This window comes from Nocardia transvalensis, from assembly GCF_015477765.1.
GTDB classification, from domain to species: domain Bacteria; phylum Actinomycetota; class Actinomycetes; order Mycobacteriales; family Mycobacteriaceae; genus Nocardia; species Nocardia transvalensis_A.
The window spans coordinates 113,402-126,985 of record NZ_JADLQQ010000010.1 but is presented as its reverse complement, the minus strand read 5'-3'; the positions used below and the strand labels follow the sequence as shown (position 1 = coordinate 126,985).

General features: G+C 63.9%; 19 protein-coding genes. All 19 read right to left on the bottom strand.

Annotation, left to right across the window (positions count from 1 at the left end):
* Nucleotides 1–5: 5 nt before the first annotated feature.
* Nucleotides 6–1,223, bottom strand: a complete 1,218-nt coding sequence (locus tag IU452_RS27890; RefSeq protein ID WP_195112160.1) for an MAB_1171c family putative transporter — start codon at nt 1,221–1,223, stop codon at nt 6–8.
* Nucleotides 1,220–1,708 carry a hypothetical protein gene (locus IU452_RS27885; protein WP_195112159.1) on the bottom strand — a complete coding sequence of 163 codons (489 nt, stop codon included), beginning with the start codon at nt 1,706–1,708 and terminating at the stop codon, nt 1,220–1,222. Before IU452_RS27885 ends, IU452_RS27890 begins: the two co-directional genes overlap by 4 nt.
* Nucleotides 1,709–1,720: 12 nt before the next feature.
* Nucleotides 1,721–2,125, bottom strand: a complete 405-nt coding sequence (locus IU452_RS27880) for a helix-turn-helix domain-containing protein (RefSeq protein ID WP_228818919.1) — start codon at nt 2,123–2,125, stop codon at nt 1,721–1,723.
* A gap of 1,441 nt (nt 2,126–3,566) precedes the next feature.
* Nucleotides 3,567–4,073, bottom strand: a complete 507-nt coding sequence (locus tag IU452_RS27875; protein ID WP_195112157.1) for a hypothetical protein — start codon at nt 4,071–4,073, stop codon at nt 3,567–3,569.
* Between the two features lie 23 nt (nt 4,074–4,096).
* On the bottom strand, nt 4,097–4,327 hold the full coding sequence (locus IU452_RS27870; protein ID WP_195112156.1) for a hypothetical protein: 231 nt from the start codon (nt 4,325–4,327) through the stop codon (nt 4,097–4,099).
* Entirely contained in the window at nt 4,324–4,578 is a 255-nt protein-coding gene (locus tag IU452_RS27865; protein ID WP_195112155.1) for a hypothetical protein, read from the bottom strand. The genes IU452_RS27870 and IU452_RS27865 overlap by 4 nt, the downstream gene beginning before the upstream one ends.
* A 76-nt stretch (nt 4,579–4,654) precedes the next feature.
* Nucleotides 4,655–5,125 (bottom strand): single-stranded DNA-binding protein, encoded by a 471-nt coding sequence (locus tag IU452_RS27860; RefSeq protein ID WP_195112154.1) that lies wholly within the window; start codon nt 5,123–5,125, stop codon nt 4,655–4,657.
* Nucleotides 5,126–5,159: 34 nt separating this feature from the next.
* Nucleotides 5,160–6,011: a hypothetical protein gene (locus IU452_RS27855; protein ID WP_195112153.1), complete on the bottom strand. Its 852-nt coding sequence runs from the start codon at nt 6,009–6,011 to the stop codon at nt 5,160–5,162.
* 63 nt (nt 6,012–6,074) lie between these two features.
* On the bottom strand, nt 6,075–6,311 hold the full coding sequence (locus IU452_RS27850; protein ID WP_195112152.1) for a hypothetical protein: 237 nt from the start codon (nt 6,309–6,311) through the stop codon (nt 6,075–6,077).
* Nucleotides 6,312–6,313: 2 nt separating this feature from the next.
* Nucleotides 6,314–7,060 carry a hypothetical protein gene (locus IU452_RS27845; protein WP_195112151.1) on the bottom strand — a complete coding sequence of 249 codons (747 nt, stop codon included), beginning with the start codon at nt 7,058–7,060 and terminating at the stop codon, nt 6,314–6,316.
* A gap of 99 nt (nt 7,061–7,159) precedes the next feature.
* Nucleotides 7,160–7,597: a hypothetical protein gene (locus tag IU452_RS27840; RefSeq protein WP_195112150.1), complete on the bottom strand. Its 438-nt coding sequence runs from the start codon at nt 7,595–7,597 to the stop codon at nt 7,160–7,162.
* Between the two features lie 16 nt (nt 7,598–7,613).
* On the bottom strand, nt 7,614–7,928 hold the full coding sequence (locus IU452_RS27835; RefSeq protein WP_195112149.1) for a hypothetical protein: 315 nt from the start codon (nt 7,926–7,928) through the stop codon (nt 7,614–7,616).
* Between the two features lie 49 nt (nt 7,929–7,977).
* The gene (locus tag IU452_RS27830) at nt 7,978–8,472 is read right to left on the bottom strand and encodes a DUF7316 family protein (protein ID WP_195112148.1); all 495 of its coding nucleotides are present in this window, start codon (nt 8,470–8,472) and stop codon (nt 7,978–7,980) included.
* 442 nt (nt 8,473–8,914) lie between these two features.
* Nucleotides 8,915–9,448, bottom strand: coding sequence for a hypothetical protein (locus IU452_RS27825; RefSeq protein ID WP_195112147.1), 534 nt, complete (start codon nt 9,446–9,448; stop codon nt 8,915–8,917).
* On the bottom strand, nt 9,448–10,533 hold the full coding sequence (locus tag IU452_RS27820; RefSeq protein WP_195112146.1) for a hypothetical protein: 1,086 nt from the start codon (nt 10,531–10,533) through the stop codon (nt 9,448–9,450). The genes IU452_RS27825 and IU452_RS27820 overlap by 1 nt, the downstream gene beginning before the upstream one ends.
* 200 nt (nt 10,534–10,733) lie before the next feature.
* Complete coding sequence (locus tag IU452_RS27815) at nt 10,734–11,048, bottom strand: hypothetical protein (protein ID WP_195112145.1); 315 nt, start codon at nt 11,046–11,048, stop codon at nt 10,734–10,736.
* A gap of 199 nt (nt 11,049–11,247) precedes the next feature.
* On the bottom strand, nt 11,248–12,342 hold the full coding sequence (locus IU452_RS27810) for an AAA family ATPase (RefSeq protein ID WP_228818886.1): 1,095 nt from the start codon (nt 12,340–12,342) through the stop codon (nt 11,248–11,250).
* The gene (locus IU452_RS27805; protein ID WP_195112144.1) at nt 12,339–12,551 is read right to left on the bottom strand and encodes a hypothetical protein; all 213 of its coding nucleotides are present in this window, start codon (nt 12,549–12,551) and stop codon (nt 12,339–12,341) included. The genes IU452_RS27810 and IU452_RS27805 overlap by 4 nt, the downstream gene beginning before the upstream one ends.
* A complete protein-coding gene (locus IU452_RS27800; RefSeq protein WP_195112143.1) occupies nt 12,548–13,579 on the bottom strand; it encodes a YqaJ viral recombinase family protein in 1,032 nt (343 codons plus the stop codon). The genes IU452_RS27805 and IU452_RS27800 overlap by 4 nt, the downstream gene beginning before the upstream one ends.
* Between the last annotated feature and the right edge of the window lie 5 nt (nt 13,580–13,584).

Sequence of the window (13,584 nt, the reverse complement as noted above, 5' to 3'; positions counted from 1 at the left end):
CTGCCTTAAGGGTTTGATTCCACACTAGACACATTCGGTGCCGGGTGTCGGTCAGCGGTGGCGAATCGGCGTGCTGCCGACCACCATTCGGCGAGTTGGAGAAGTTCTGTGACCTCGTCTTCCAGATTCGCGGAGGTTGAGGGTGGTAGCGGGCAGACAGTTTCGTGGACGTGCTCCGGGAAATCGGCCTTGTCTCGGACTGCGTACGCGAGTTGCAGGGCGAAGCGTGCCGCCTCCTGCTTCTGATGCGGAATATGTTCGGCCGCAATGAAGGTCTCGAGCTGCATTGGATCAACGTCTCGTAGATACGGATGCAGTTGCAGGACTGCATCCCGGATCTCCACGGTCATGCGATGCAACCGCAGCCTCGTGATCCGTCGGGTCGTTTCGCTGGAGTCCAGGGGGAGGAGGCTGTCCGGAAACAAGGAAACCAATGCCCGCCACAGTGGTCGGAGGCGTTTCCAGCGTCTGGTGGTCGAGTCGAACCCGAACCATCCTGCGATCGACTGCACCAATGTGACAGCCGATATGGCTGTGATCGTCACAGCGATCCAAAAGAAGTTCCGGGAATTTGTGGCGAGCCGGTATCCGACTGAATCGACCAGGTTCAGTTGCTGCAGTATCGGTAGAACCAGAGCGATCGCCGTGGTAGCCCCGATTGTCACCCCTACGGCTGTGATGCCGGTGAGAACGAGTCGCTCTGCTGCCGTGGCCCCCGGCTGACGGAACTCCACGCTGCACCGGCAGATGAGGTAGCCGGCCACGTACAACGGCAAAACTGAGAACGCAACCCAGACAGCGACCCCGTCCCATCCTCCGGAGATCTCCAGCGGGAGCCGTTCCCGGCGTGCTCGCGTTCCCGCGATCAGAATCAGAATGGACAGTCCGATCGCTGTGGCATAGGTGCAGAACCGTTCCCGTCGTGATGGTTCTGCATTCTCCCCCAGCAGGACACGCGCACCGTTGAGGAAGGGCGCGACTGCGACCACGATGGTACACAGTGTCAACTGCTGGATAGTAGTCACCGTCAGAGGTGAATGCCCAGCGATCATGTCCTGGACCGCGCGCTCCCGCAACAATTGGGTCAGCAGAATGACCGTGAGTGTGGTGTTGAGATACCGATCGACCGTGGTGCCGTTGAACCACCACCACCGAGCCGCGATGACCATAGCCATAGCGCCGATCAGCGGCCTTGCGATCACCTCGCTTACCGATGAAGTCATTGCCGCTCGAAGAGGACACTTCGGAGACTCCGTCCCGGTCCGGTACGAACTGCGGCGACTATGAGCATCGTGGCGAACAGCTCGGCCTCACGTTCGAGACTGTTGCTGTAGCCGGAGCGGCCCAGGACGGCTCGAACGGTCGTGGGGTCGAGATCCGGTAGCGCGGACCGGAACATCGGATAGTCGGCACCGCCGCCCGGATTGGCGCGGTCGTGGCCGAGAACCATGTGCCCGATCTCATGGCAGACGATCTGGTCCACGTGGTACTCCGATGTTGAACCCTCGTGAATGACCACATCGTCGTGCTCTCGTACCAGCCATAGCCCGCACGGGCTGTCGGCAACCCCCAGCATCTGGGTCGGAATCAAAGTGATCGGGCGTCCACGAAGTGCCGCCACATTCTGTACGAACCGGTTCCGATCCCAGGGCTCCGGTATCGGAAGCCTGGCGAGCACCTCCTTGATCCGTCTAGCCGACGTCTCCATCGCGTTCTGTCCTCAAGCTCGATCCTCATCGCTACATTGGCACTGCTCGTCCTTCGGCTCGACCGGCGGCAGGTTCTCGATCTCACGCGCCCGGTCGACGATCGCAGCGATATTGGCCAGCGTTCGCGGGGTCAGCCCCGACGCACGCAAGGCCAGGTTCCGCACGTCGGCATCCTTCATAGCCTGAAGCAGCCGCAACTGTGACTCGATCGACTCGTCGGCGCCACTATCGATCAGATACGAAGCCGGGACACCGAAGAACTGAGCGATCGCCTGCAGATGCTGCACCGTAGGGTTGGACTTCACTCCCGACCGCAACTGCCACATATACGCAGCGCTGATCGACGTTCCCGTCGACCGCGTAATCGCCTCCGCGGCAGCAGCATTCGACAACGGCGGCTCGGAAGGCCTACGCATCACCTCGAACAGCCGATTGATCTTTGCGGCCAACTCGGTCCGGGCCCGCTCGGGACCGTCTGGCACTACCTGTTCGTTGTCCACGGCTCTCCGTACTGCACGGCGGCGGCTTACGACAACAGTACATCACGACGCAGCTAACATGCACCAGAGTTTATGACACTGTCGTTAGCTTGCTACTTGAGTACATACAACACCATCATGTGCACACTGCTGTAAAGAGTAGGTCGGTGAGACCGCTGTCCATAACGCTTCAGTCGATGGCGCCTGGAGCCGGGACATCGTTAGGGACGATTGCTCAAGGAACTGTACGGGAAGACTGTGATATCACGCTGACGCTCTGTTGAGAGACTCAGTCTGGGTGGAACACCTCTCGGAGACGCTAGTGAAGCCTTGCCGCCTTGTCCGGGTTGCGGCGAAGCTCCTCGGTCAGCATGTTGTTCCACACCTCGATGTCGACGGGGTGGATCTCGGAGACCGGGATATCGTCGAGGAAGCCAAGCGATAGGTACGGCCTCGGATTGGGGGCAGAATTTCGTCGGGCAAAGCTACTCCTCGGTGTTGGTGCGAGTACTCCCGGTTCTTTGTCTTATACGGAGCAGCAGACGCTCTCGCACCTTGGCGGTAGTTGGCCCGGTTGCTATCTGGCGAAGGAGTCGTCCCGCCTGGTCCCGGGAAACAGTGCGGGCCTCCACCTCGATCAGGGAACCGGCTTGGTCGAGGATGTCGGTGTATTCGATGCGTCCGCATTCGCCCGGTGCCAGCGGTCTCCTCATCCCTCGTGACCTTGCTGTGCTTTGCGAAGGCCGCGGCGGCCGGTGTCCAACAGGTCGAGGATGAAGTCACGCGCGTCGGGTGGTGATTCGGGCGACAGGGTGTACGACAGCATCTGCAGCGGACCGTGCTGGTCTTCCAGCTCCTTCAGGGACCGGCAGCGGCGCGGATGGCACGCTGGTCGTCTCCCACGGTCCGGCCGGACTCAGTTCATGCCACAGGTTTTCGTCGCGATCCCACACCATACGCAGTCTGTCCTGCTCTGCCGGGTTCGGTTCGCCGGTCGTCGCCGTGGTGTTCACTGTCATCTTGAGCCTCCTCATTTCGCCTGGTTATCTTGGCCATGATCATCTCAAATTGCTTGGTGGCAACGGTATTCGCCGTGACTGGCGTACACCGTTGCCGCGCTACGGTTTTCGGGTTTGGCGCGTGTGGGTCACTGCTGCCCGTCGTGCGGCGGGGTGTCGATCGGGCAGTAGCTGCACCTCTGGCTTCGGCGTGTGCTCGTCGCGTGTGGCGCGGTGTCGCCAGGGCAGCACCACATCGGTCGGTATCGGCGCCAAAGCTCACCATCGCACGTCAGGCACCGTGTCGTCTCCAGCACGACTCCGACGAGGGGTTCACCGTCACCGGTCTCGTATTCGAATTCCATTGCTGTTCAGTCCAATCAGTCGAGAGCCGATAGGCCGGTTCGCTGCTGTCGTGCCGATGTGCGGCGGTAGACGGTGAAGGTTCGGCCGCCGCGGCGGCGTGCGGTGCCGACCTTGCTGAACCGTCCCGACCGCACCTGCTCGGCCACCAGCAGCGTCAGCGTTGTCTCCGACGTCGTGCCGGGCAGTTGGTCGATGGTGAACGGGTCGCCGGATGCCGCCAGCCGGTCCAAGGCTCTGCGCAGCAGCGCGGTGGAACACAGTGGTGTCAAGGGGATTCCGGCTGCTTGTGCGCGGCTGGTGAGCAGTTGCTCGGGCACACCGAGCCGTGTGGGCAGGGTGTGGGCGGGGGTGTGGTGGTCGAGGAGGAACCGCAGGTCGGTGAAGAATCCGTCGAGGGGGTCGTGGTCGAGGGTGGGGCAGCGGCGGGGGTGTTTCGGGCGGCCGTGTCGGGTGGGCAGGTCGTTCCAGTCGAGGTCGTCGGCGTCGTCGTCGACGGTGTAGGACCAGATCGTCGCGGGCATGGTGGTGGGCTCCTTCGGGTTGGTCAGCCTGGCAGGGCTGGATCCGGTTGTGTGGCGGGTTCGGCCGACACGGTGTGCAGTTCGACTTGCGTCAGGGTGGGGTCGTTGGTGGCGACGAGATAGCTGGCCAGCCAGACGGTTTGGATCAACGCCAGGACTGCGTCGGCGTCGGTGTGGTCGACCGGTTGTGGGATTGTGAAGGTTCGGTGGTGGCTGGTGGTCAGCTTCCAGGTCACCGACAGCTGCCGGGTCACGGCTTGTCCTTCGTGTCGCCGATGTACCTGATGAACAGTGCGCCGTCTCGGACCTGGACCTGGAATCCGGGTCCGAACGCTGACGCTTTGCCGGAGCTGATGCGGTATTTGGCGCTGGAGGGGTGGGCGACGGCGTGCGGGTACTTCGCCCACCGGCCGGGGTTGCCGCGCAGCTCGTCGGCGAACGCGCGGTTGATCGCTGCCCGTGACAGGGTGCGTGCCTCGGGTAAGTGGTCGACGAATTCAGCCATGATGGTTCTCCTGTCTCGGACGAAGGGGTCGGGCGGCGCACCCACGTGCGCCGCCCGAGGTGAGTGTGCTGCGGGGTCAGAACGGGGGTTCGTCGTCGAAGTCGCCGCCGAACGTGGTTGCTGCAGGCGCGGACCTCCACGGGTTGTCGCTGCCGCCGTGGGCCTGTGAACCGCCTCCGCTGCCGGTGGTTTTGGTAAGCGCAGCCCGTGCATACCGCAGCGCGGGGCCGACTTCCTCGGCCTCCATCTCCACGACCGTGCGTTTGCTGCCGTCGCGGGTTTCGTAGGAGCGCTGCTTGAGTCTGCCGTGGACAATGACACGGGCTCCGCGCGTGAGGGATTCGGCGATGTTCTCGGCATAGTCGCGCCAGATCTGGCAGCGCAGGAACAGCGCCTCGCCGTCGGTCCACTCCCGGGTGGCGCGGTCGAACACCCGGGGCGTGGAAGCCACAGTGAAGGTGGCGACAGCGTCGCCTTTGGGGACAAATCTCAGCTCCGGGTCGGAGGTCAAGTTTCCGATGACGGTAACGATGGGCTCGCCGGTCATATCTGGTCCTGTTCTGTGTGTATCGGTGTCTCGGTCACCGTGCGGGGATGAAATGCTCTGGGGCCCAGTCGGTTTTCGCGCGCTGCACCCGCTTCAATGGGCGATCTGCCCTCCAGGCGTTCCAGGCTTGGATGTAGAACCCGATGATGTCCTTGTCCGACAGGCGTTCACGGGCGAGCTTCGCGGTCTCGAACCGCCGCCGAAGCGCCAGGATCGATGATGTCTCCGACAAGTTCGCCCCGGAGATCAACGCGTCGAAGAACTCAGGGGTGGCCGTGGGGTTGACGCGGGAGAGCACGATCATGATCGCGCCGCTGACGCCGGGGCGGACGAAGATCTTGCGCAGGTCGTTGTAGTAGGTGTTGAGAAGGCCGACCTCATCGGGGTGGGCAGCGACCCATTCGGCGACCGCGTTGTTCGACAGCCGCAGCCGTTTGTTGTCGCGGAACAGCCAGCCTTCTTCGATGGAGATGACCATGCGCGCGACTCCGGCGAGGAACGCGCCGTTGCGGTGGCCGAGCATGCCCAGCTGCTGGCCTGCATCACGTCGGCGTCCCTGGTCCATCGACAGCTGAGATTCCGGCGGAAGACCGCGCACCACAAGGAACTTCAGCGCCGTGCTACTACCGATGGTGCGTGCCAGCGCGAGCAGCCGGTGCTGGCCGTCGATGAGACAGCCGTCGGTGTCGAACTTGATCGGTTCGGCGTTGAACGTCCAGTGGCCACCGATCATGTCGGCGTAGTAGGTGTTGACGGTCGGTTCGGAGACAGGGCGGTTGGTCTGCTGGGTGTTGAGCCAATCCAAAGCCAGTTCAGCGTCGACGATTTCGACGCTGGCGGTTTCGGTGTCCGCCTCGATGGTGGTGGAGCTGGCGTGAGTGTTCATGACTTCCTTGCTGTTTCGGGTGGCCGAGACCCGACTGCGTTGGTACACCGGCCACGTTCTTGATCAGTCGTTGTGGCCGTCTCGGTAGCTGCTGGCCGGATGGTCCGGGCAGCTTTGGCACGGCTCGATGTGGGCCTTGCTCCAGTCGGTGTCGGTCCGGCGCTTGACGCGTTTCTGCTTCGGTTCGAGGTAGTGGAACCGGTCGAGGTAGATGTAGTACTTCGGTGTTTCCTTGATCAGCTCGCCGAGAACGATGCACGGGCCAGCCGAGTTGAATTCGCGCACGGAGCGGGTGCTCATCGTCAGGCGTTCTCCTCTTGTCGGACGTTGTGGCATCGGGCGACTTTGGCGCCGTAACGGGTGAGCACGCCTGTGATGTCGGCCGCTTCCCAGCCCTCGGGCAGGATGATCGTGCCGTCGTCGCCGACGGTCACGGTGCCGTCGTGGTTGATCGTGGCGACGATGGCGCGCACGACCTCGGACATGACCTCCCGGGTGGCAGCCGGACCCGCCACCTGCAGCAGATCACCGGTGGCTGTGGTGATGAAGCCGAGATTGGCGTTGACGACGCCGACAGTGTTGAACGTTGCCGGGGAGAGCTGGTCGGCGAGAGTTGTTGCGGGGTCGATGGATTCATCGGCGTCGAGCATGTCGATGACATCCAGGCCGCAGGCATTGAGCAAGTCGCAGAGCAATGCGAAGGTTCTGCGGAGCTTGCCTGCAAGGGTTTGCTCGGTCGGGATCGTCGGGGTGCCGGGAAGCTGGCCGGCGGCCGACATGACTGCTTCGACACCGTCGGTGATGGTCAGTCTCGCGGGGTCGGGGGCGAGGGTGAATGCGCGGGCCCAGCCGTAGCCGTCCTGGCTGGCGTCGATGCCCGTCAGGGATGCGGAGGTCTGCGCCCAGTGGTGAAACAGGGGGCGCTCGGCCAGGTCGCTGCTAACCCAACGCTGATCTGAGAGCTTGGTCCAGGGGCGGCCGGTGGCGTCGTAGACACGTTTCCCGACCGGGAGTGCGTCAAGGTCGTGTGCTGTGAGTGGTGTCGTCATCAGAAATCCTCGGTGCAAGTGCGTGGGAAAGCGGGTGGGGCGGCGTGATGCCGCCCCAGCCGGTGATGAGTGCGGTAAGTCAGTCGGTGGTGGGACGGGTCATGACACACCAAGGCTGACGCAGAGGCTGCGCAGCTCCCGGTTCATCGGATCGACGAGGCGTTTGAGCGCGTTGAATGCGAACACACACAACTCGTGCACGGTGTCGGCCAACGGTTCCGGAGGCAACGTCGGCTCGTACTCGGTATGGGTGACGACGCGCAGTCCACCCTCGACAGTTGTGGCGCCGACCAGAAGCCCCTCCGGGGTGCGGTGAGGCTCGCCCACCAGGTCCGACCACAAGGCGACGCTGCCGTTGAGGATCGGATCGGCGAATCCGGACACGCTGACGGTGCCTACGTCACCGACTGTCGCGACCAGCCGGTGCAACCAGCACAGCCGCTGGTCGAAGTCCAGATCGGTGGGTGCGGTGAACAGCTCAGGGTGGGCAGTGACGGCATCGAGAAGGGTGTCGTCGTTGATGTGCAGCTGAATCATGCCTATCCCCACCTGATTACGCCGCTACCGGGGGAGTGAGCTGGTAGTGCAGTGCCCACTCGCAGATGTCGAGTTCCACCGGTGCGTTGTGGGCGCGTTCGGGATGGGTGAGGACTTCGGCCAGGGCCGTGGGCAGTTCACTGAAGGTGCCGTAATGGTAGTGGCCGTGCACGCCCTCGTCGGCGGTGGTGCGCCACTGCAGCAGCCAATGTGCTGGTGTGTGGTCGTCGGTGAGCACGTGGAGGAACTGGTTGTCGCGGGACAGGCTGACCATCAGGTCGCGGTGGTCGGGGATGCCCAGTTCGTTGCGCAGGGCAGCGGTGAGTTCCATGGGTTTCCTTACGGGGGAGTGGAGCTGGCAGGCTCCACGACGAATGCGTTCAGTCGGTGAGGGTTCGGGCGATGGTCGGTTCGCTGACGGTTGTCCTTCGGACGCGGGTGACGAAGCGATATCTGGCCAGCAGAGCCGTTTTCTCCGGGTCCGGCACCTTCAGGATGTCGTAGGCGGCGATGATGAAGTCGGCGAGATCCTTGCGGCTGAGGGCGTCGGTCAGATCGAAGGTATTACTGGAGAGCCGTGTTGTGCGCCACATGGTTTCACCGGTGGGGAACTCGAATCCCCATTCGGTTTCGGCATCACCGTTGTCGCCGGAGCTGGTCGGTGCTGAGGTGTCGGCGTAGGGAGTGATGGGGCCCCACCGGCGAATCAGGGTGACACTGCGCAGCCCCTCGCTGCCAGGCGATGTCAAGGGTTCCCAGACGTCGTCGTCTCCCTTCTGCCAGCTGAAGCCTGCACTGTCGGTGACCTTCGTGCCGAACCCGGCCTCATAGAGCTGCTGGGCGGTGAGGGTCTGTGTTGTCGGTGTGTCGCTCATACACCCAACCTACGATCGGTTGCGCGCAACTGGCAAGTGGTTTCGCGGAAGTTGGACGATCCTGTGATTGGTTGGCGTGGAGGCGCGGGTGAGGGTGTCGGTTTGTGGGCGGCGGTGACTGAACGGCCAGAATTGATGATGACCGATCGTGTAATCGCCCGTTGTACAGGGCTATTGGCGCTCATGGCAGGCGGGGGCGCTGACCTGCTCGGATAGGCTTTCCCGGGTGTCGTGGCAGGATGCCGTCGTGTTACGGGAGCGGACCACGGTGCGCAACCAAAGAGTGGGTCTCGCAACAGGTTGCGCATTGCGTCAGTGGTCGGGCAGGACGAACGACGCACACTGCGTCAGGGCCGCGATGATCGACAACGGACAGGAATCCACCGCGCGAATGTCCACGCCCCGGTAGCGGCCTTGCCTGCACGGCAGGAGTATCCATGGTTCACGGTGGCATGTTCTGTCCTGTGGCGCGGGCCTGGCTGGTGGTGGCGGTGTGCGGGGCGTTCGGGCGGCTCTGGCTACCGGAGGTGGTGGACCGGCCCTCATGCGTGTGTGGAGGTGCAGGCGAATCCTGGTGCAGCGCTGGGGCTTCTTGGGTCTGTGACGACGTCTGGTGGTGTTTGTCGACGAACACGGCGTTGATGCGCTCACGCATACGTTGCCGGTGTTCGGGGCTGGATCCTGGTCCCCGTAACGCCAGCACTTCACCGGCCGGGCGGGGTCCTTCACCGGCGGGGGTGTGCATGCGGATGAGCTTGGTGATGTGGCCTGGTGCGATGCGTGGCAGCGACTCGTTCGGGTCCAAGGCGCGGGTGTAGAACCTGCCGACCGCCTCAACCGCACGGGTGAATTCCCATCCTTGATCCCGGGCGGCCAGCCCCCACGCCGCACGTGTGGCCGCATCGTTGGCGACCCGGTTGTCGAACCCGGCGATCAATGACACCAGCGCGATCGTCTGCGCCTCGGTGAACGCCATCACGCCCCCAACTGGCGCGGTTCGGGATCGAACGGGTTACTCAGCAGAGCCAATGGATCGACACTCTCGTCATCGGCGTCGCGGGCGAGCGCGGCCTGTAGCGCCTCACCGGCTTCGGCGAATTGTCGTTCTCGCGTGGTCATCCGGTGTCCACGCGCGGGTAGCGGGTCGGTGTCGGTCCATGCCTCGGCGTTGAGCCAGGTTGCTGGATACTTGGTGAACGCTGGCTCACGGTTGGGATCGTCGCGGTATCGCTGAACGGCGGCCAGGATCGTGTCGAGGTCGGTTTTCCGGAGCGCGGCAGTGAAGGCGCGTTTGGCGGCGCCGGCATCCTTCTTCAGCGGATATAGCGCCCAGAAGCGGTCGAACCCCGCGGGCGCGCTCGCACGCGCTCGCTTCGGTGTCGACGGGGGAGATATCTCGACTACCCCGTCAGGGGTAGTCGGTTCAGGTACAGGTTCAGGTACAGGGGAACCGTTGGGGTTGTCGCTGCTGGTATCGCTGGGGCAACTGTTGGGGGAAGGCTTGGGGGAAGCGGTGGGGGTAACCGACGTCACCGGTTCCCAGCTGCTACCACCAAAGTCGACCGATCCTTGCGGGAACCCGGTGGGGAAGCCCGCCGGGTCGATCGCGCTGCGCTCCAGCAGTGCTGTCACTCGTGAATCCTTCCAGCCCGCCAAGCCTGGTTGCTTTTTCGCCAGCTTGCGCAGTTCGTACACGATCACCGCGCGCAGTGCTCGCGACGCTGTCGACCGGTAGGCGTTCACCATCGAGATCGCGGTCTTCGGGTTGGCCACGACCTTGTCGTGCTTGATGTGGGAGCGGATCAACACCTCCTCTGTCCCCTCGTCGACAACGATGAGCAACCCGTGGGCCAACTCTGCCCCGGCGGCGTTGACCTGCGCCGGAGTCCAGCCTCGCGCGGCCTCCTTGATACGGGCGGGCCTCCAGTCGGTGACGCCGACGGCGGTGAGTTTCGATGAACGCAGCAGCGTGTAGTACAGATGCTGGGCCGCCGGGCTCAGATCACGAAAGTCGTCGTCAGCCTCCAGATCCAGCCGTAGTTGTGCGTACTCGCGAGCCATCGATCAGTTCCTTTCCGTCAGTTCATGGGGAGGGGAGACGAGTACCGGTCGCGAACCCACTACCAGGTGATGCACTGCCAAGGTTTCTCACCGCCCGGCAGCAGCCAGCGGTCGATGCCGGCAGGCTGAAGGGAACAGACAGGTTCATCTGGGTCAGCCGGTGCGGTGCGATTCGTCCCCCGGTGCCGATGTGTCCGGGGTTACGCGGATTGATCTCGCAGGCGCACGATGGCGTTGACGATCCTGTCTCCGAGTTCGGCGTCCATGAGTGCCACGGCGTCGGGCGTGGCGGTCTCCCACAGCTGCGCCAGCAGATCGACGCTGACCTTCAACTTGCTGTCCGGTCGCAGAGACCGGGTCTGTTTACGGTAGTGACGGCCGTAGGCGGCGTGAGCCTCGCGGCAGTCCTGACACGGTTCGGTATGTTCCTTCAGATGCCGCTGATAGCCGCCGTTGGTCCCGCACCGTGCTGTCGATCGGTGACCGACGCCAGCGCCGGGCTCCTGCTCGCTCACAGCGCACCGCCCGAAGCGGAGTGTGGACACACGCGCGGATATGTGCCGAAAACCGGTCGGAGGCAGGGTATTCCGGTTGGCTCGTCCGACTGCATTGAGATGACGTCGGAGGACACGGTGGTAAGAGCTCCTTTCGAAGTCCAGCGATAGCGGCCATGTGGGCGCGGCAGCTGCCGCGCCCGCATGGCCGCGTGAAATGTCAGGCCGCAGCGTTCGCCTTCGCCGAGGGTGACTCGTGCCCGGAGGCGTCCTCGCCATCACTACCAGCGACCTCCGACAGCGACGGTGCCGATTCACTGTCGGTGGCGCGCAGGTCGTTGAGCAGGATTGTGAAGACGTTGCTCACCTCCGTTTTGCGCCTGCCGAGCCGGTGGGCGACCGAGGTCCAGATCTCGTGGAGTTCCTCGACAGTGCCTGCCGCTTTTGCCTTTTCGACGACGGTGTCGATGTCGGCATCACTGAGCGCGGTCGAGTCGGCAGTCGAATCCAGTGGCTGCAGAGCACGCACCCGCGCCTTCGTCGGATCGCACTGCAGAACGGTGAAGATCAGCCATTCGAGGGTGAACTCCGGTGCGCTAACCGGCTTGTCCGCGCCAGGGCGCACCCCGGCGTGCACCGACCGCGCCCCGATTATTTGTGAGCGCGGCTCGTCTCGCGACAGCCGTACCCACGCCGAGGCGTCGAAGGCGAGGTTCTTGTGGCCTTCCACCCGGTATTCACGTTCTCCGGCAATGGGTTTGCCGGTCGGGTCCATCGCCGCCACCGTCTTGCCGCGCGCGGTCATGACCACGATTCCGGGGAAGGTCATCAACAGATACATCAGCCGGTTGTGGCGGTCATTGGCGTCGTTCCACAGATTCATCGCGGGTTTGATCTCCGCATCCGGGTCCTTGGCGAGGATCTTCTTCGCGTAGTTGGATTCCCGCGCACGCGCACCGACCCAGTCCTTGAGCATCTCCCACTCGGCGGTCATGGAGTCGATGAACAGCACGACCGGCTTGTCACCAGCGTCGTTGGCGCGCTTGGCTTCCTCGCGGATCGCGCTGACCTGCCCGTAGATGTCGCGCCAGGTGCCGTCGTGGTCGACGACCAGATAGTTCGCGCCGGGGATCGCAGCGTATTCGTCCATACTGCCTTCACCGAGGTCGATCCAGTAGGCCTGACCGATGCGGTCGCAGGCGGAAAACTGTGCCAGCTGCCATGATTTGCCGGTCTTTTCACCGCCTTCCAGCAGGATCAGCGGCCACGGCACGGCACCGGTGGGGCGGCGGGTCTTGATCTTCACCAGAGTCATGCGCACGGTCCTCCTCCCAGAAGAGTGCAGTCAGCGGTGTGGGCGTCGGGGTCGCCGTCGTAGACGGTGTCTCCCTCGTTCACGCAGACCCGGATGTGGGTGTGCGGGTTGGTGTCGATCTGGATGACGGTGGCGCCGTCGGTGTCGCTGACCGACACGAACACCTCGACGCCGACGCCGCTCACCGACGAGGTCGAACGATCGGTCATGCTGCCGCCCCTTCCTGGCGAGCACGCAGGTCGCGCAATGTGGCCAGAAGCTGCACCAGATCGGTGCGAGGGCGCACTAGTTTGGTGGCCTGCCCAGCAGGCTGGCGGGTGGCGACCACGAGCGGCTTCGGAGTGCGTTCCCGACCGTTTCCGTCGATGCCCGGTGGTGTTTGTACGATGGCGCGGCGCGCAGAGCCCATGCTGCACAACAGGTCCGACTTCACCCGGTACAGACGAGCCTTGCTGGCGTCGTAGGCCAGCTGCGCTTCGATGTGCTCGATGGCCAGGTCCAAGTCGGTGGGCCAGTCCGGCTCGTCGGCATCGAAGTCGTTGTGAGCCGTGCGGATCGCCTCATACGTCTCGGCGCGGTCGTCGTTGTCCGGTTCGACGTCGTCGTCGAGTGACTGCATGAACGCGGCCACCCTGGTCACCATGTCGGTGGCGAACGCGTCGTCGTAGTCCACCCAGTAAGCGGTGACATCGTCCAGGCACGGGCCGCCCTTGATCACGGCGGTGCGCCGCAACCCCGATACCAGCATCTGCCACGTGACCTGGACCAGGACGTCGTCCGGAACGGCGTCGGTGCCCGGATCACCCCACTTCAGGCCCTCCGGGTCCGACCAGTAGCCGACGGTTTTGACGTCGATGCCGAACCGCTGGCCGGTGTCGGCGATCATGCCCTCGCTGTCGGGTGTCGCCGCAGCCGGGAAACCCAGGTCGTTACGGGTGTAGGTGACGGCGGTGTCGGCGATGCGACGGAACTGCCGGTTGCGGTCGAACCACATGCGCAGAAACCCGGATTCGAAGTAGTGGCCGCGTTTCTGCACGGGGTTGCTGGTCTGCGGGAACTTCTCGGGGTAACGCATCTTGAGCCACTGCGCCTTCGGGGAGTTCCATGGTGAGACTCCCAGCATGGCCGCGACCTTCGACGCGGTGGCGGTGCGCCGCCAGCGGGGCGAGCCGACCGCCAAAGCGCCGGTGTTGGCTGCGTCGTCACCGTCGGGGTGTGTACCCTTATCTGTGTTCATTGGTT